We start from the raw sequence: 17,017 nt of genomic DNA, 5'->3' as shown, positions 1-17,017 counted from the left end.
GTGCGGAGATCCACGATGCGTACTTCGGCACATGCACGACGGCAACAGCCCGGCCCGCTCGACGAGGACGAGCGCCTGCTCAAGGAACTCGGCTATACGCAGCAACTGCACCGGCGCATGGGCGCGTTCGGCAATTTCGCCGCTTCCCTGTCGGTCATCTCCATCATGTCCGGGACGCTGCTGCTGTTCGGCTACGGCCTGAACAGCGGAGGCCCCGCCGTGGTGATGTGGGGGTGGCTCGCCGTCGGGCCGCTGGTGCTGTGCCTGGCGGCGGCGCTGGCCGAGATCACCTCCCGCTATCCCACCAGCGGCGGTCTGTACTTCATGGCCCGCCAGCTCGGCGGTGAGCGGTGGAGCTGGTACACCGGCTGGCTCAACCTTCTGGGCCTGCTCGCGGGGATCGCGGCCCAGGACTACGGCATCGCGACCTTCACCGCCGCGTGGGCGAACCTGCAATGGGGCATCGTGCCGTCCCCGGGGGGCCTGCTGGCGCTGTACGCGGTCATTCTCGTACTGCACGCGGTCCTGAACCTCTTCGGTGCCCGGCTGATGAACGTCCTGACGTCGGTGAGCGCCTGGTGGCACCTGGCCGGGGCGGTCGTCATCATCAGCGCCCTGGCGTTCATCCCCTCCCACCACCAGCCCGCCGGCTTCGTGTTCTCCGAGTTCACCAACAACACCGGCTGGGGCGCACCGGTGTACGTGATCCTGCTGGGCATGCTGCTGCCGTGCTTCGCCCTGGCCGGTTACGACACCTCCGCCCACCTGAGCGAGGAGACCAGCCGGGCCTCCGTCGCCGCGGCCCGCGGCATCGTCCGCTCGGTGGCCGTGTCCTGGATCGCCGGCGGCATCCTGCTGGCAGCCCTGATCTTCGCCGTCCAGGACTACGCCGCGACCCTGGCCAGCCCGACCGGTGTACCGGTGGCGCAGATCCTCCTGGACGCGCTGGGCGTGGCCACGGCCAAGGCCCTGCTGCTGGTGATCATCGTGGCGCAGTTCCTGTGCGGGTACACGGTGACCGCTTCCGCCAGCCGCATGATCTACGCGTTCTCCCGGGACGGCGCCCTGCCGGGCTGGGCCCGCTGGCAGAAGGTCAGCCGCCGCACCGCCATCCCGGCCAACGCCGTCTGGCTCGCGATCGCCGTCGCCTTCGTACTGGCCCTGCCGTCCCTGTACTCCGCCAGCGCGTTCTCCGCGGTCACCGCCATCTCGGTCGTGGGCTTCACCCCGGCGTACGCGATTCCGGTGCTGCTGCGGCTGCGGCACCGTGACAAGTGGGCGCCGGGGCCCTGGCACCTGGGCCGCTGGAGCCGGCCGATCGGCTGGACGGCGGTGCTGTGGGCGGGCGCGGTGACGGCGCTGTTCATGCTGCCGCAGACCAGCCCGGTCACCGCCGCCACCTTCAACTACACGCCCGTCGCCACATTGGCCGCCCTCGCCCTGGCCGCCCTGTGGTGGCGCGTCGGACGCCGCTCCTACGTCGAGCGCCGCTCCAGCACGGCCCAGACCCAGGACGAAGAACTCGAAGGCATCGTCTGATGACGTCCCGAACACTCGGCGCGAGGAAAGCCGCGCCGGCCCCGATGAGCCGAGGCCACCGGCGACCGGCTCACCGGACATCACCAGCCCGATCATGCATGGAGGTACGGTGACCGATCTCACGGAGTCCGTCGAATCGGTGGAACAACTCGCCACCGCCTGGCGGACCATGGTGCTCGACCGCGACGCGGGTGCGGATGTGCGCGACCTGCCGGGCATCGCCGTCCGCTGGGCCGACAGCCGTTTCTCCTTCTGGAACTGCATCGCCTTGACGGATGTCGGAGCGGGAGCGGATCTCGTCCGGCAACGCCTGAACCAGGCGGCGGACATCATGCGCGCGAAAAGGCACCCGGGGTTTTTGTGGCTCTTCGAAGACCTCCTCGGCGACGAGGCCCGCTCCGAGTTCGAGGCGGCGGCCGAGCAGGCAGGTCTCCGGTACGCCTTCCCCGGTACGGGCATGGCCGGCGACCTGCTCCCGGTCCCCGACCCGGCCCACCCCGACCTCACGTTCGTCCGCGTGACCACGGATGAGCACCTGCAAGCGTATGCGGACCTCAATTCGCGTGCCTACGGATTCCCTCTGGAAGACGCACGCGAAGGGCTCGTCGGCTCCGCGCTCTGGAAACGCGAGGTGTACGCCTATCTGGCACTGCGCGGCGGTACGCCGGTCGCCTGCGCCGCCACGCTCGCAGCGGACGGCCGCCTTTTCGTGGCTTTCGTCGCCACCGACCCGCAGTGGCAGCGCAGGGGCTACGGCGAGGCGGTCACGCGCAAGGCGCTGTACGAGGGCGGCCGGGCCACCGGCCTGACCCGCGCCACGCTGCACGCGACCGCCGCCGGAGCCCCCGTATATCCGCGCATCGGCTTCAAGCCGAACTCACCGATCCACTTCTACAACGTGAACGGCTGAGCCGGGGACCACCACCGCCGAGCAGGCTCACCTTTGTGCGGTCGCGTGGTAACGGGCAGCGAATTCCTCTTCGGCGAACCGCTCGATGGAGGTGGGGGTCGAGGTGCGGGAGCTACGCGGCTGCTGCATGCGCGTATGCCGGAGATTGAGGGCATTCCCCACCTCGGCCATCATGTCCGCGACGCCGGCGGACACCCCGTTCCCGCGCAGTTCCGCGTGGAAGGCGGCGAGGCTGATCTGCTCGTAGGCGAGGCCGTCGGCACCTACGGCCTTCGCGATCACGTCCGTGGCTTCCCGCATGCTCACATCGCGTTCGCCCTGGAGTTCCAGGATCTCCGTGCCCCGCCATGTGCCGTCGGCCAGTTCATCCGCGGCTCTGGCCCCGATGTCGCGGGTGGCGACGAAAGGCAGCGGCAAACCGGGGTCGAAGGGGGCACTGATGCGGCGCAGGGTCCGGACGGCATCGATGTGGTCCAGCAGGTTCTCCATGAAGTAACCGGCCCGCAACCACAGCGTGTCCACTCCGGGGACGGCCGACAGGCGCCGCTCGAAGCGGTGGAGCCCGGCGACCGGTCCGGTGCCCTCGGCATGCTGGGCTCCCCAGCTGCTGAGCCCGACGACGCGGGTCACCCCGGACGCGGCGACCGCCCGGGTCAGGGCGGCCGCCACCTGGTCCTGGAAGGCGCCGAAGTCGGGATGGTCGGGTATGTAGTTGGGCTGGATCACCGCGTAGACGCCGTCCGCGCCGCGGAAGGCGTCGGTCAGCGCGGCGGTGTCGGTCTGGTCGGCCTCCCACACCTCGGCGCCCCGCTCGGCAAGGCCGGCGAGCCGCCGGGCCGACCGGCCGACGGCCCGCACGGGGTGCCCCTGCGCCAGCAGCCGCTCAGCGGCTGCCCGTCCGGTACGGCCGCCGGCCCCGGTGACAACGAACATCGACTGCTCTCTTTCTCTCACGCCTCGGGACGGTAGTCATCCGCTCGGCCGGGCGGGTAGGAGCGGCACACCCACCCCCGGGTGCGCGCGGACGCCCGCGCACGGCAGCGGAAAACGCGTCCCTAAGCTGGTGGCATGGGCGTTTCGAGCAGCCGCGGCGATGACGGCGGGACACTGGCGGGCTTCCTGCGCGCCAGGCGGAAGCAGGTGCACCCTGAACAGCACGGGCTGGTTCCGGGGGCGAAGCGCCAGGTGCCGGGGCTGCGCCGGGACGAGGTGGCGTTCCTGACAGGGATCAGCACCGACTACTACATACGCCTCGAACAGGGCAGGGAACGGCGGCCGTCCCGCGCGGTGGTGGACGGGCTGTGCACTGCGTTGCTGCTGGACACCGCGGCGGCGCGGTATCTGCGTGGGCTCACCGCCTCGGCCGGTGAGACGTCCACGGACGGAGCGGGCCCCGGCATGGGCACGGAACGGCTGGCGGAGGTGCACCGGCTGCTCGGTTCCCTGTCGGTGCCTGCCCTGCTGGTGAACCGGTGGCTCGACATCGTGGGCAGCAATACGCTCGGCACTCTCCTCCACGAAGGGCTGGAACCCCGGGACAACTATGCCCGCATGGTCTTCCTCGCCCCCGGGGCGCAGTCGTTCTTCGCCGAGTGGTCCGAACTCGCCCGCTGCACGGTGGCGGCCCTCCGTGCACAGACCGGCCACGAGGTGGCGGCGGCCCGCCCGACCGGGCTGGTGGACGAGCTGGCCGCCGGCAGCGAGGTCTTCCGTACCTCGTGGAACGAGCACCGCGTCTACGAGAAGGCGATGGACCGCAAACGGCTCCGTCACCCGCGCGTCGGCCCTCTCGCGCTCAACCAGCACGTCCTGGATCTGCCGGGAGGCGACGGCCACCGGATCTGGGCCTACCATCCGGCGGACGAGGCGACCTCGAACGCCTTGGCCCGGCTGGAATCCTCGGCGTTGCCGGATTCCCCGGCCGGCCGTCGTACGCGATGACCGTCGCCTTCCCCGCTATCTTCTTCGCGGTTCCGCAATGGGACCGCCGGTCTCCGGGCCCGGCATGGCTGGTTCCCCTGTCGAAGGCATGATCTGGGGGGGGTGGTGCCGCCGGGCCCGGGAGGCGCCGTCGGAGACGCTGATGAGAGGCCCGACCACCGCCTGGCCGAGCGCAAGGCCCGGCCGCTTGCGGGCGGGCCGGGCCGGGCGGGAGCCGCGGGTGCCCCGCGGCGGATGTCATCCGTGGGTCAGATCTGGTTCTCGCCTCCGTCGACGTACAGGTTGGCGCCGAGGATGAAGCTGCTCTCGTCGGAGGCGAGGAACGCCACGAGCCCGGCGACCTCCTCCGGGCGCCCCAACCGGCCGAGCGCCGCGGTTCGGGCGAGCTGCGCCCTGACGCCCGCCGCGTCCTCCTCGCCGAAGAGGTTCGTGATGCCGGGGGTGTCGATCGGGCCGGGCGAGATCGCGTTGACCCGGATGCCGCGGCCCTTGAGGGTGTTGGCCCAGGTCCGCGCGAAGGAACGGACGGCGGCCTTGGACGCCGCGTACAGGGTGAACGTCTCCTGGCCGTTGTCGGCGGCGGTGGAGGCGTTCAGGATGACCGAGGCGCCGTCGTTGAGCAGCGGCAGCGCCTTCTGCACGGTGAACAGCGTGCCGCGCACGTTGATCCCGAAGATGTGGTCGAAATCCTCCTCGGTGATCTGCCCCAGGGTCGCCAGCGAGGCGGTCGCCGCGTTCGCGAACAGCACGTCCAGCCCCTGGCCCCGAGCGCGAACGGCGTCGTAGAGCCGGTCCAGGTCGGCCGGGTCCGCGATGTCGCCCGCCACCGCGGTGACCCTCGCCGCGCCGATGGTCTCCACTGCCGCGTCCAGCTCGGTCTTGCGCCGGCCGGTGATGAACACATGCGCACCCTCGTCCGCCAGCCGCACGGCGGCGGCCAGGCCGATCCCGGTGCTGCCGCCGGTGACGACGGCGGTCCTGCCTTCCAGCTGTCCCATGTGAATGACCTCCCTCTATTTAAGTACCGATCGGTACTGAACGAGAACGTAGCACTTCCGCACCGGTCAGTACAGAAGAGGTAGGATCGAGGACATGGAGACGCAGCGGAGGGCGCCGATCGGCCGGCCGAGAGGATTCGACGCCGACGAGGCCCTGGAACGGGCCATGCGGGTCTTCTGGGAACGGGGCTACGAAGGCGCCAGTCTCACCGACCTGACCAGCGCCATGGGCATCACCCGCACCAGCATGTACGCGGCCTTCGGCAACAAGGACGACCTGTTCCGCAAGGCGCTGGAGCGTTACGCCGAAGGCCCCGCCTCGTACGGAGCCCGGGCCCTGCGGGAACCGACCGCCCAGCAGGTGGCCACCGCGTTCCTCGGCGGCTCCGTCCGCACCACCACCCGCCCCGGCTGCCCCGCCGGGTGCTTCGGCGTCCAGGCCTCCCTCGCCGCCGGCGACACCGCACGCACCGCCCGGGACGCCCTCGCCGCCTGGCGCAACGAGGGCACCGCCCAGCTCCGCGACCGGTTCCGGCGGGCCGTGGACGAAGGCGACCTGCCCCCGGACTCCGACCCCGGAGTGCTCGCCCGCTACATCATGACCGTGGCGAACGGCCTGGCTGTCCAAGCCGCAAGCGGCACCACCCGCGAGGAACTCCAGCAGGTCGCCGACGCGGCCCTGCGCAACTGGCCGCCCGCCTGAGGGGTCGAGGCCGCTCAGGCTCTGCCGGAACGGTAGACCAGCAAGGCGATCTGCACGCGGTTGTTCAGATCGAGTTTGGCCAGGATGTGCGAGACATGGGACTTGACGGTGGGAATGCTCATGTAGAGCTCGGACGAGATCTGGGCGTTGGTCCGGCCCTGGCCGATGGCGACCGCGACCTCCAGCTCGCGTTCCCCCAGGAGGCCGAGCAGACGCCGGGCCTCGGAGTCGGGTGCGGGAGCGGGGGTGTCGGGCGGACCGGTCGTGACCGTGCCGATCAGCTGGCGCAGGGCTTCGGGCGACATGACCGGCTCGCCGGACGCGGCCCGGCGTACGGCGTCGATGATCCGGTCGGGGTGGGTGTGCTTGAGGAGGAAGCCGGCGGCCCCGGCCTGTAGCGCACGCAGGACGTAGCCGTCGGTGGTGAAGGTGGTCAGCACCACGATCTCCGGGGCGCCGGTACGGGCCCGCAGGCGGCGGGTGGCCTCCAGGCCGTCGACGGCGGGCATCCGGATGTCCATGAGGACGAGGTCGGGAGCGTGCCGGTCCACCAGCGTCTCGACCTCGCTGCCGTCGGCCGCCTCGGCGACGACCTCGATGTCGTCGGCGGCGGCGAGCATCATGCGCAGTCCGGCGCGTACGAGGGCGTCGTCGTCGACGAGCAGGACGCGGATCATGCGGGCCACGGCAGCTCTGCCCGGATCCGGTGGGTCTTCCCGTGGCGGCCGTAGGTGAGGGTGCCGCCGACGAGAGCCGCGCGTTCCTGCAGACCGATCAGGCCCAGCTCGCTTCCGGGCAGTCCCGGCTTGGCGCCTTCGGGTACCACGTTGGTCACCTCCACGGTCAGTCCGGAGCCCGCCGCCCCGCGCACCGTGACCGTCACCGGCTGTCCGGGCGCGTGCTTGCGGGCGTTGGTCAGGGCTTCCTGCACGATCCGGTAGGCGGTCCGCCCCGTGGCCCGGGGCACCGCTCCCCCGTCGGTGACGGACTCCTCCAGGTCGATCCGCATTCCGGCCGTACGGGACTCCCGCACCAGATGGTGCAGGTCGGCCAGCTCCGGCTGAGGCGGTTCGGAGCGCGTGCCGTCCCCCACCGGGGCGCGCAGTACGCCGAGCACCTCCTGCAGGTCCTCCAGTGCCTGGTGGGCGCTGGAGCGGATGACCGCAGCGGCCTGTTCGACCTGGTCCGCGGGCGCTCCGGGGTTCACCTCCAGCGCCCCGGCGTGCACGCTGAGCAGGGACAGGCGGTGCGCGAGGACGTCGTGCATCTCGCGGGCCAGCGATTCGCGTTCACGCTGCCGGACGTGGTCGGCGCGCAGGGCCGCCTCCGTTCTGGCGTGCTCGGTGCTCTCGTGCAGCACCCGCAGAAACGACCCCCAGCCGACGGCGGCGCACACCAGCACCCCCACCAGCACACCCCCGGTCCGCGCCGTCATCGACAGCTTCACGTCGGTGAGGAAGGGGTGCAGCGCGAAGTACAGGACGAAGGGCAGCAGAGAGATCGCCGTGACGGTCAGAGCGGTCCGCCAGGGGCGGGTGGCGGCGACGGTGAACAGGGCGATCAGGCCCGCGGGAAGCAGCGGCCAGCTGATCGACAAGAACATCAGCAGTACGGCGACGGAGGCCGGCCACCGGCGCCGCCACCACAGCAGCGCACTGCCCGCCGGCGGGACCAGCAGATTCGCATGGCCTTTGAGCGGCGCGGGAAGCAGCTGGTCCACCGCGAGCGGAATGGGCGAGGTGAGTCCCGGGTGCAGCCATACGCCCTTCGCGTGGCCCGTGGCCGAAGAATTGGCATAGCTCGCGGCCACCGAAAGGGCCGCTGCCCCGATGACGGCTGCCACGTCGATGATCCGGCGACGACGGGCCGGAGCTATTTCCTTCCAGATCACAGCAGCGAAGCATACGCAGCGCGCGGCCCGGCAACCACCTCAAGGCGGCGGTGAATCCGCTCGCAGGCCATTTCCCTACCTAAGTACATTTCCGCCGCCGGGACTCATACTTTCGTCACCGCATGGTGCCGACTTTTCACCGAAGCCGCGGCAGACGCCCGCCTTTAGCGTTCCGCCGTGAGCTGTTCCAGGACTCCTGTCGCCGCTCTGTTGTTCCAGTCCGCCCTCCGAATGCGTTCGCTTTCCCCTCGCCCGAACGCGTCCCAGGGAGAAATCAGGAGATCGCCCCTTCATGCGCATCGCGTTCTTGTTGCACAACGCCTACGCCATCGGCGGAACGACCCGGACGACGTTCAACCTGGCCGCGTCCCTCGCCGGCCAGCACGACGTACGCCTGGTATCCGTTTTCCGGCATCAGGCGGCGCCTTCGCTCGCAGCACCGTCCGGCGTGCCCCTGACCGCCCTGGTGGACCGCCGCGGGTCCGCGGCGGACATGGCGGATCCGCGCGCCGCACAGCCCGGTGTCCTGTTCCCCGCGGGTGAGAGCCGCGCCGGCCAGTACCACCGCCTCGCCGAGCAGCGGATCGTCGACTGGCTGGCCGCGACCGACGCGGACGCCGTGATCAGCGCCCGCACCGGGCTCAACGTGCTCCTCGCCCGCTTCGGGCCGCCCGGGGCCCTGCGCATCGGCCAGGAGCACCTCACGCACGACAGCCATCCGCACCGCCTGCGCCGCGAGCTGCGGCGGTGGTACCCGCAGCTGGACGCCCTGGTGACGATGACGCGGGCCGACGCACAGGCCCACCGCGCCGGTCTGCGCCTCCCGTACGGCATGGTCGAGGCCATACCCAACAGCGTGCCCGCCACCGCGGCGGGCCCGGCCGACGGCGCGGCGAAGGTCGTGGTGGCGGCCGGGCGCCTGACCCGGGTCAAGCGCTACGACATGCTCATCGACGCCTTCGCCCGGGTCAGCGCGCGGCGTCCCGACTGGACGCTGCGCATCTACGGCGAGGGCCCGGAGAAGGACCGCCTCGCCGCGGACGTGGAACGCCGCGGTCTGGGCGGCCGGGTGCGGCTCATGGGGGCCGTGACCCCGCTGGACGCGGAGTGGGGCAAGGGGTCGATAGCGGCGGTCACCTCGGCGCAGGAGTCGTTCGGCATGACCATCGTGGAGGCGATGCGCTGCGGCCTGCCCGTGGTCAGCACGGACTGCCCGCACGGCCCGCGCGAGATCCTCCGCGACGGCATCGACGGCCTCCTGGTGCCCCGCGACGACGTCCGCGCCTACAGCGCCGCCCTGCTGCGGCTCATGGACGACCGGCAACTGCGTACCCGGATGGGGGCGGCCGCCCGCGAACGCGTCACCCGGTCCTTCGACCCCACGGATGCCGCCCGCCGCTACGACGCGCTGCTGACCACCTTGCGCGCCCGCCGCACCGCGCCTTCGCCGGGTACGCCCGGGCCGCGCCGGGAGAATGTGCTGCTGGGGACGGCCGCGCTGCACCGGGCCACCGGCACGCTGCTCGCCCGCGGGGCGCTGCGCCGCCTGCGCCGTACCCCACTGAGGCCCGGCAGCCGGACGCGGACGCCGCCGGCAGCGGGCTCCTGACCCTTGCGCGGTCGTTTGCGTACGGCTGTCACGCGCGAGCCGTGACCGATCCCACGGACCAGCCCACCGACAGCGGGATTTCCCCCACTCCCCTACCGAAGTACCGCCCGCCGCCTTCATGCATTCTTTCGTCACCGCTTTCGCCGACTTTCCGACGATGCCGCGGCGGAACACGGTTCCTTAGCGTTCCTCACATGATCCGTCACAAGCATTCCGCCGCCGCCCGCATTGCCGGAAAAGCAGGCGCGCCCCTCCTTGCCGCCGTCACCATCACGGCCCTTGCGGGCTGCAGCACCCTGACCGGAGTCGTTTCCCCCGCCGATGTCAGGGAAGCGGCGAAGCAGGACGGCCGACGCATTCAGCCGGTCGACTGCCGCACCGCCAAGTGCGTGGCTCTCACCTTCGACGGCGGCCCCAGCGAACCGACCCCGAAGCTGCTGGACATCCTCAAGCGGGAGAAGGTGCGGGCGACCTTTTTCCTCCAGGGAAAAGGCCACACCGACACCTACCCGGACACCGTGCGCCGGATGGCGGACGAGGGCCATGAAATCGCCAACCACACCTGGTCGCACGAGAATCTCACCGAGCTCACGCCCGACGGGATACGCGACGAGATCGCCCCGGTCCAGGAGGACGTCAAGAAAATCACCGGCCACGCCCCCACCCTGATGCGGCCGCCGGGCGGCGCCACCGACGACCACATATCCGGCGTCCTGAAGAAACTGGGCCTGTCACAGATCCTGTGGAGCGTCACCGCCAAGGACTACCGGACCACCGACACCGCCCTGATCAAGCAGCGCGTCCTCGACCGGACCGAGCGCGACGGGATCATCCTGCTCCACGAGCGCTACCAGGGAACCATCCCCGCCGTGCCCGGCATCATCACCGAACTCCGCCACCGCGGCTACACCTTCGTGACGGTCCCCCAGCTGATGGCGCCGGCCCGCCCCGAACCCGGCACGGTGTACCGCCCGTGAGGCACCAGCCGCCGTGCCACGGTCCCCAGGCTTCCGAACCCGTCGCGTTCGATGCGCGTGTTGTGGAAGTGGACAACAGGCACGTACGTTCCTGTTGGGATCGGCCGAACAACCGGATGCTTCCACGGAGCAATCTGGGCTGCCCGGACAGCAGTCCGGCCGGTCCGGTTCTTTGCGGTGAGGAGCACCTGTGGACGCCTGTACGCTCGGCGACCTGATCGACGTCGTCGGCAGCCCGCCTTTGCGGCTGCTGAGCGCTCCCGCCGGATCCGCCGCCCCCGTCACCGAGGCGCTGCTGTACGACGCGCACGCACCGCTCCCCCATGCGCCCGGCGCCCTGCTCCTCGCGGTCGGCGTGCGGGCGGCCGCGGCCGGGCCGCTGGTGCGGGCCGCGGCGGAGGCCGGGATGACCGGGGTCGTGGTGCGGGGTGCGGACGGACCGCCGGTCGGCGAGGCCGAGGCGTACGGCATGGCGCTGCTCGCCGTGGACGAGGACGCGGCCTGGCACCACGTACACCTGATGCTGGCCTCGGCGATCGGCGCGCGGCCGGCTCAGGGCGGCGGGCTCGCGGACCTGTTCGCGCTGGCCGACGCGATCGCGGCGGCGACCGGCGGTGCGACGGCCGTGGAGGACCCGCACCAGCGGATCCTGGCCTACTCCACCGTGCCGGGTCAGCCGGTCGACGAGGACCGCCGCCAAGGCATCCTCGGCCTCCAGGTCCCCGGCAGCGTGAAGAACGCGGAACAGGTCCGGCTGGTCGTCGCCGCGGACGGTCCGGTACGGCTGCCGCCGCTCACGGCGGGCGAGCTGCCGCGGCTCGCCATCGCGGTACGGGCCGGCGGCGAAACCCTCGGCTCGGTCTGGGTGGTCGACGGCGGCACGCTCGCTCCGGACGCCGAAGCGACCCTGGCCCAGGGCGCGTCCACGGCGGCGCTGCTCCTGCTGCGCGCCCGCGCGGCCAAGGAACTGGCCCGCCACCAGAACACCGACCTCGTGCGCCGGCTGCTGGACGGTTCGGCGGATCCTTCGACGGCAGCGCACCGCCTGGGGCTGGGCACGGTTCGCGTGGCCGCGTTCGTGCTGGACTTCGCGGCAAGCGCGCCGGACGCCGAGCGGGCCTGCCTCAGACTGCTGGACGTCGTACGCCTGCAATGCGAGGCGCGCTACGGGCGGCAGGCGTGCGTACTCCTGGACGGGGTGGTGTACGCGTTGCTGCCCGCAGCCGGGGAGAACAGCGGGGCGGCGCGCGCGCCGCAGGAGCGGAAGGCGGCCCATCAGCGGCACCGGCAGCTGGCGGAGGACATCGTGCGCCAGGCCGGGCGGTCGCTGCGGGTGCCGGTACGGGCCGCGCTCGGCGAGGTGGCGCCGGACCTCGGCGGGGTGGCGGACTCGCGTGCGGACGCGGATGTGGTCCTGCGGCTGCTGCACGACGCGCTGCCGGTGGCCACGATCGACGAGGTACGTCCCCGGGCGACACTGCTGCGGCTCGCCGAGGTGATGCGGGGACGGCGGGAACTGCGGGCGGGCGCCTGGCAGCGGGTGCTGGCGGCGGACGCCGAGCAGGGCACCGACTACGCCCGCACCCTGGTGTCCTGGTTCGACGCGGGCTGCGACGTGGCGGGCGCGGCGAAACTGCTCTCCGTCCACCCCAACACCTGCCGCTACCGGCTGAAGCAGGCCGGGCGGCAGCTCGGGATCGATTGGGAGGATGCCGATGAACGGCTGGTGCTCTGGTTGCAGTTGAGGGTGTTGGCGGGCGCTGGTGGGGGCGACGGGTATGGGGGCGCGGGCGCTCCTCACAATCCTTGAGGTGTGCCGTCGGTAACGCCCCCTTGCCGAGATCGGGGTTGTGGTCGGGGTACGGCGGAATTCCGCCGTACCCCTTTCGCGCGGCGCCTTCAGCGGAGGTCGCGGACGAGGTCGCCGATGATGGCGTCCACCCGGTCCGAGTCGAACGTTTCCGAGCCGATCAGCAGGGTCACGGCCCGCCGCCCGTCATCGGTGACGGCATTCCTGAATTTGTGGCCGCTTTCCATATGGCCGCTGTGTCCCCAGGTGACGAAGCCCGGGACGCGCTCGTAACGCTCGACCCCCAGGCCGTACCGATCGGCCGACGACCCGTCCGGGACGGTCTTCTTCATTTCGGCGAGCTGGGCCGGGGCCAGCAGTTTCCCGCTCATCAGCGCGGTCCAGAAAGTGGTCGCGTCGGCGCCGGTGGAAACCAGCGCCCCCGACGCATCGGCTCCGGAGACGTTCCATTCCGTCCTGTCCCGCAACGCCCCGTCCCGCTCCGCATAGCCTCGCAGGTCCGGTGCGGGAAGCGTGGTCCGGTCGCCGGGCCAGTACGTCTCGCGCAGCCCGAGGGGCTTGATGAGCCGCTCTTCGATCTCGGTGCCGATGTCGCGGCCGGTGACCTCGGTGACGATCAGGCCGGCCAGGTTGTAGTTGGTGTTGGAGTAGGCGAATCCGGACGGAGTCCGGTCGTCGGGCGGGGGCAGCGTCAGCGCCTGCTCGACGGTCTGCAGGGGGTCCATGTGATCCCAGCGGCGCGCGTCCAGGTCGCTCCAGTACGGCGCGTCCAGGTAATCGGGCAGCCCGCTGGTGTGCTGCAGCAGCTGCCGGACCGTCATCCTGCGCCCGTCGTAGAGCTCGGTGCGGATGAGACCGGGGAGATAGTGGTCCACGGTGTCGTCGAGCTTGATTCGGCCTTCGCCGACGAGTTGCAGCACGACCGTGGCCGTCCAGGTTTTGGTGTCGCTGGCGATACGGCTGTGCTCGTTGCCGGCGACCTTGCGGCCCGTCTTGAGGTCGGCGATACCGACACCGCCGTTCCAGACGCCGCAGCGTGGGCTTTTCACCGTCACGCTGATTCCTGAGGCACCGACGTCCTCCAGCGCCTTGAGCGCTGTGCGCAGGGGCCTGGAGTCACACCGTGGTGTCCCGGCCGAGGCGGCGGGCGCTGTGGTGGACACCATCGCCAAAGAGGCCGTGAAGGCCAAGGCCGCGAGAATACCCGTCCTGCATCGCAATGTTTTCTCCTGTGACGAGGTTGATTCCGGGAGCCGGTGCCGCGCGGGTGGCCGCGCGATTCCGGCCCGCCCGGCAGCGTGCTAAAGCGCGATCCATTCGCTGGAGGTGGTGACCTCTTCGAGGACGTCGGGCAGCGGCTCGACACCGAGGCCGGGGCCGGCGGGTACCTGAAGGTGGCCGTCGGCCAGGACGAACGGGTCCGTGATGTCGGTGGCGAAATAGCGGCTGGAGCCGGAGGTGTCGCCGGGGAGGGTGAATCCGGGCAGGGCGGCCAGGGCGACGTTGGCGGCGCGGCCGATGCCGGTCTCCAGCATGCCGCCGCACCAGACGGGAATGCCGTGGGCGCGGGCGAGGTCGTGGATGCGGCGTGCTTCGAGGTAGCCGCCGACCCGGGGCGGCTTGATGTTGATGACGGAGCAGGCGCCGAGGGAGATGGCCGCGGCGGCGTCGGCGGCGGACTCGATGGATTCGTCCAGGCAGACCGGGGTGCGCAGCATCCCGGCCAGTGCGGCGTGCTGGACCATGTCGTCGTTGGCCAGGGGCTGTTCGATCAGCAGGAGGCCGAAGTCGTCGAGTTTGGTGAGCTGCCGGGCGTCCGCCAGGGTGTAGGCGGCGTTGGCGTCGACCTGGAGGAGCAGTTCGTCACCGTGGCGCTCGCGGACGGCGCGTACCGGCTCGACGTCCCAGCCGGGCTCGATCTTCAGCTTGATCCGGACGTAGCCCTCGGCCAGGTAGGCGTCCACGGCGTCGAGGAGTTCGGGTACCGAGTCCATGATTCCGACCGAGACGCCGCAGGGAACCCGGTCCCGCGCGGCGCCCAGGTAGGAGCCGAAGGACTCGTCGGCGCCGCGGAGCTGGGCGTCCAGCACCGCTGTCTCCAGCGCGGACTTCGCCATGCGGTGGCCGGTGAAGGGCGCGAGGACGCGTCCGACCACGTGCACGTCCACCCCGTCCTTCGGCAAGGCGGGTATGAGGAACCTGCGCAGGACGTCCTGGGCGCCGTCGACGTGCTCGGAGCAGTAGCGGGGCTCGGACATGGCCGCGCACTCGGCCCACCCTTCCCCTTCTGTGGTGACGACGCGGACCAGCAGCACATCGCGGCTGGTCTCCACGCCGAAGGAGGTGCGGAACGGGGCGACGAGCGGCATCGCGATCCGGCGCAGCTCGACTCCGGTGATCTTCGCTTTCACGGGTGGTGACTCCTCTTGCGGGCGGTGCGGCATGGCGCTGGGATGAGGCGGGCGGTCAGGCGTGGGTGGCGGGGCGCTCGACCACGTAGCGGCGGCGTTCGTGGAGGCCGACGACGCGGGCGCCTTCGGTGAGCAGGCCGCCCAGGGTTTCCCGTACGGCCAGCCGCCAGGCCCGGGCGGCGCCGGGATCCGTGCGGCGCAGCGCTTCGATGTCGTCGGGCAGGTCGATGAGCACGGTCCCGGCGTCGGTCCTGGAGATCTCCGGGCGGCCTTCGTGATCACGGACGCTGTGCGCGGCGCCGGCGGGGAGGCCGGTCACCTCAAGCGGTGCGGGCGCGGTGCCGGGCGGGGCGGATGCCGTCCCCGGCGGGATGGGTGCGGTCCCGGAGGGGGCAGGCGCGGTGAGGTCCCAGGCGGCCAGGACCCGGTCGGACGCGTCGCCGCCGTTGATGGCGTCGTCCATCGCGCCGTAGAAGGAGGTCAGGTACTCCTCCGGGCGGGCGCCGAGTTTGACCAGGTTGAAGTAGGCGTTGCGGCGGATGAGCGGGTCGTAGGTCCAGGTGATGCGCGTCAGGCGGCGGGCCAGTGCCCACTGCCGCTGGTGCGTCTTGAGGGCAAGGCCCACGCCGCGTCCCATGACGGCGCCGGTGATGTGCGAGTGCAGGCTGGTGCCTATGGGTTCGCCGAGGAAGGCGACGGATGCCCCCACCAGGCGGCCGTCCTCGTACGCTCCGGCCACATAGTTGCCCGCGTGGGAGAGGGCCCGCATGACCTCGCCGGAGATCGGCGAACTGCCGGGCTCGCTCCCCCAGATGTCGGCGTAGAGAAGGCTGACGGCCTCGAAGTCCTCCATGAGGTGGAGTTCCCGGACGGTCGGCCCCTTCATCGCAGTGCTCCGACGAGCTGGGCCAGGAGCCGGGCGCGGGCCGGCATGGCGGCGGTGACGACGTGCTCGTGGTCGGCGTGCGCGCCGTCGCCCACCGCGCCGAGGCCGTCGAGCGTGGGGCAGCCGGCCCCGGCGGTGTAGTTGCCGTCGGAGGCGCCGCCGACGGCCGCCTGCCGCAGCGGGCCGAGGCCGAGCCGTACGGCCTGTTCGGTGGCCAGGGCGAACAGCTCCCGGGAAGCCTCGGGCCCCAGGGGCGGACGGTTGGGACCACCGTCGACCTGCACGCGGGCGCCGGGAATCCGCGGCTCAAGGCCCCTGATGAGCTGGTCGACCGCTTCCTGCGCCGCGGCGTTCGGCACCCGGACGTCCACGCTCAGCCCGGCCCGCGCGGGCACGGTGTTGTTCGACGTGCCGGCCCTCATCAGGGTGGGAGTCACACTCGTACCGGGCCCGGTCGAGGCGGTGACGGTGTCGGCCACGCTTCCCAGGGCGAGCAGCTGGTGGGCGAGTTCGGTGGCCGCGTTGACCCCCTTCTCCGGTTCCAGCCCGGAGTGGGCGGCGCGCCCGCGGACGGTGATGTCGTAGAGGGACACGCCTTTACGGCTGGTCTTCAAGGCCCCGCCGGGTGCCGAGGGCTCCAGGACGAGCGTGGCCGAGCACTGCCGCGCGAGGTCCTCGATCAGCGAACGGGAGGTGGCCGAGCCGGTCTCCTCGTCGCCGGTGACGAGCACGCACAGGCCGTCGAGGGAGGGCAGTGAGGCCAGGGCGTGGAACATCTGGACCAGACCGGCCTTCATGTCGAAGACCCCGGGGCCGCGGGCGATGCCCTGCTCCACCGACCAGGGGTGGGTCTTCAGGGAGCCGATCGGCCAGACGGTGTCGTGATGGCCCAGCAGCAGAATGCGCGGGGTTCCGAAGGTCCACTGCACGTGGGTGATGCCCTCGATGTCCAGCGTCCGGGGCGCGGCGCCGAGCAGCCGGCGTCCCTGCGCCGCGACCACCTGGCCGCTGCGGGCCACGGCTGCGTGGTCGTCCGAGAAGGACTCGCAGGAGACGAGTTCTTCGAGGTCGGCGAGCATGGTGTCCAGGGAAGGGGCGGACGGAGCGGGCGGGGTGGACGGGGTGGTCGGGGTGGACGGGGTGCTGTCCGCGGCCGGTGCGGGGTCCGCTTGCGGGAAGAGACGTGCGGGGTGGTGTGGCACGGGGTGGGTCTCCGGAGGTGGGGTGTTGAGCATCTTGAGCGTCTTGGCGGGGCGGTGGGGCGTTGACGGGGGGCAGGACGACGGATCGGGTCGCTTCATAACGCCGAACAGGCAGGCCAGAGCCATATCGGTAGCGAGTT

Annotated in this window: 15 protein-coding genes; 7 read left to right on the top strand and 8 right to left on the bottom strand. The window is 71.5% G+C overall.

Going from position 1 to position 17,017, the window contains the following annotated elements; translation table 11 throughout:
* The first annotated feature begins 15 nt into the window (after positions 1–15).
* Positions 16–1,539 (top strand): amino acid permease, encoded by a 1,524-nt coding sequence (locus tag IH45_RS0104265; RefSeq protein WP_030661514.1) that lies wholly within the window; start codon positions 16–18, stop codon positions 1,537–1,539.
* Positions 1,540–1,648: 109 nt separating this feature from the next.
* The gene (locus IH45_RS0104260; RefSeq protein WP_199810613.1) at positions 1,649–2,449 is read left to right on the top strand and encodes a GNAT family N-acetyltransferase; all 801 of its coding nucleotides are present in this window, start codon (positions 1,649–1,651) and stop codon (positions 2,447–2,449) included.
* Between the two features lie 27 nt (positions 2,450–2,476).
* Here IH45_RS0104260 and IH45_RS0104255 read toward each other — a convergent pair whose 3' ends face one another.
* Positions 2,477–3,403 (bottom strand): NmrA family NAD(P)-binding protein, encoded by a 927-nt coding sequence (locus IH45_RS0104255; protein WP_158812924.1) that lies wholly within the window; start codon positions 3,401–3,403, stop codon positions 2,477–2,479.
* Positions 3,404–3,517: 114 nt separating this feature from the next.
* Here IH45_RS0104255 and IH45_RS01000000143135 point away from each other — a divergent pair, with 114 nt between their 5' ends.
* Positions 3,518–4,390, top strand: coding sequence for a helix-turn-helix transcriptional regulator (locus tag IH45_RS01000000143135; RefSeq protein WP_050514517.1), 873 nt, complete (start codon positions 3,518–3,520; stop codon positions 4,388–4,390).
* A gap of 248 nt (positions 4,391–4,638) precedes the next feature.
* Here the strand turns inward: IH45_RS01000000143135 and IH45_RS0104245 are convergent, their stop codons facing one another.
* Positions 4,639–5,388, bottom strand: coding sequence for an SDR family NAD(P)-dependent oxidoreductase (locus IH45_RS0104245; RefSeq protein WP_030661503.1), 750 nt, complete (start codon positions 5,386–5,388; stop codon positions 4,639–4,641).
* 94 nt (positions 5,389–5,482) lie between these two features.
* Here IH45_RS0104245 and IH45_RS0104240 point away from each other — a divergent pair, with 94 nt between their 5' ends.
* The gene (locus IH45_RS0104240; protein WP_030661500.1) at positions 5,483–6,091 is read left to right on the top strand and encodes a TetR/AcrR family transcriptional regulator; all 609 of its coding nucleotides are present in this window, start codon (positions 5,483–5,485) and stop codon (positions 6,089–6,091) included.
* Between the two features lie 14 nt (positions 6,092–6,105).
* Here the strand turns inward: IH45_RS0104240 and IH45_RS0104235 are convergent, their stop codons facing one another.
* Positions 6,106–6,768 (bottom strand): response regulator transcription factor, encoded by a 663-nt coding sequence (locus IH45_RS0104235; protein ID WP_030661496.1) that lies wholly within the window; start codon positions 6,766–6,768, stop codon positions 6,106–6,108.
* The gene (locus IH45_RS0104230; protein WP_158812922.1) at positions 6,765–7,982 is read right to left on the bottom strand and encodes a sensor histidine kinase; all 1,218 of its coding nucleotides are present in this window, start codon (positions 7,980–7,982) and stop codon (positions 6,765–6,767) included. The genes IH45_RS0104235 and IH45_RS0104230 overlap by 4 nt, the downstream gene beginning before the upstream one ends.
* A 292-nt stretch (positions 7,983–8,274) precedes the next feature.
* Here IH45_RS0104230 and IH45_RS0104225 point away from each other — a divergent pair, with 292 nt between their 5' ends.
* From IH45_RS0104225 to IH45_RS0104215, 3 genes are all read left to right on the top strand, one after another.
* On the top strand, positions 8,275–9,591 hold the full coding sequence (locus IH45_RS0104225; protein WP_050514515.1) for a glycosyltransferase family 4 protein: 1,317 nt from the start codon (positions 8,275–8,277) through the stop codon (positions 9,589–9,591).
* Positions 9,592–9,785: 194 nt separating this feature from the next.
* On the top strand, positions 9,786–10,568 hold the full coding sequence (locus IH45_RS0104220) for a polysaccharide deacetylase family protein (protein ID WP_032916761.1): 783 nt from the start codon (positions 9,786–9,788) through the stop codon (positions 10,566–10,568).
* Between the two features lie 190 nt (positions 10,569–10,758).
* On the top strand, positions 10,759–12,378 hold the full coding sequence (locus IH45_RS0104215; protein WP_030661485.1) for a PucR family transcriptional regulator: 1,620 nt from the start codon (positions 10,759–10,761) through the stop codon (positions 12,376–12,378).
* A gap of 89 nt (positions 12,379–12,467) precedes the next feature.
* On the opposite strand, the gene IH45_RS0104210 is transcribed toward IH45_RS0104215, so the two are convergent.
* From IH45_RS0104210 to IH45_RS0104190, 4 genes are all read right to left on the bottom strand, one after another.
* The gene (locus IH45_RS0104210) at positions 12,468–13,544 is read right to left on the bottom strand and encodes a serine hydrolase domain-containing protein (RefSeq protein WP_324607918.1); all 1,077 of its coding nucleotides are present in this window, start codon (positions 13,542–13,544) and stop codon (positions 12,468–12,470) included.
* Positions 13,545–13,679: 135 nt separating this feature from the next.
* Positions 13,680–14,789, bottom strand: a complete 1,110-nt coding sequence (gene menC / locus IH45_RS0104200; RefSeq protein WP_030661479.1) for an o-succinylbenzoate synthase — start codon at positions 14,787–14,789, stop codon at positions 13,680–13,682.
* A gap of 55 nt (positions 14,790–14,844) precedes the next feature.
* The gene (locus tag IH45_RS0104195; RefSeq protein ID WP_030661477.1) at positions 14,845–15,675 is read right to left on the bottom strand and encodes a hypothetical protein; all 831 of its coding nucleotides are present in this window, start codon (positions 15,673–15,675) and stop codon (positions 14,845–14,847) included.
* The gene (locus IH45_RS0104190; RefSeq protein ID WP_030661475.1) at positions 15,672–16,754 is read right to left on the bottom strand and encodes a M20 family metallopeptidase; all 1,083 of its coding nucleotides are present in this window, start codon (positions 16,752–16,754) and stop codon (positions 15,672–15,674) included. The genes IH45_RS0104195 and IH45_RS0104190 overlap by 4 nt, the downstream gene beginning before the upstream one ends.
* Positions 16,755–17,017 lie beyond the last annotated feature (263 nt).

The sequence above is a fragment of the Streptomyces rimosus subsp. rimosus genome, assembly GCF_000720725.1.
Lineage (GTDB): Bacteria > Actinomycetota > Actinomycetes > Streptomycetales > Streptomycetaceae > Streptomyces > Streptomyces rimosus_A.
This window is presented reverse-complemented; position numbering and strand designations above follow the sequence as displayed.

Bases quoted from the DNA above. Each gene is read 5' to 3' on its own strand.
- IH45_RS0104265 (WP_030661514.1), top strand. From the start codon at position 16: ATGCGTACTTCGGCACATGCACGACGGCAACAGCCCGGCCCGCTCGAC.
- IH45_RS0104190 (WP_030661475.1), bottom strand. From the start codon at position 16,754: ATGCTCGCCGACCTCGAAGAACTCGTCTCCTGCGAGTCCTTCTCGGAC.
- IH45_RS0104220 (WP_032916761.1), top strand. From the start codon at position 9,786: ATGATCCGTCACAAGCATTCCGCCGCCGCCCGCATTGCCGGAAAAGCA.
- IH45_RS0104210 (WP_324607918.1), bottom strand. From the start codon at position 13,544: ATGGTGTCCACCACAGCGCCCGCCGCCTCGGCCGGGACACCACGGTGT.
- IH45_RS01000000143135 (WP_050514517.1), top strand. From the start codon at position 3,518: ATGGGCGTTTCGAGCAGCCGCGGCGATGACGGCGGGACACTGGCGGGC.
- IH45_RS0104240 (WP_030661500.1), top strand. From the start codon at position 5,483: ATGGAGACGCAGCGGAGGGCGCCGATCGGCCGGCCGAGAGGATTCGAC.
- IH45_RS0104195 (WP_030661477.1), bottom strand. From the start codon at position 15,675: ATGAAGGGGCCGACCGTCCGGGAACTCCACCTCATGGAGGACTTCGAG.
- IH45_RS0104245 (WP_030661503.1), bottom strand. From the start codon at position 5,388: ATGGGACAGCTGGAAGGCAGGACCGCCGTCGTCACCGGCGGCAGCACC.
- IH45_RS0104235 (WP_030661496.1), bottom strand. From the start codon at position 6,768: ATGATCCGCGTCCTGCTCGTCGACGACGACGCCCTCGTACGCGCCGGA.
- IH45_RS0104225 (WP_050514515.1), top strand. From the start codon at position 8,275: ATGCGCATCGCGTTCTTGTTGCACAACGCCTACGCCATCGGCGGAACG.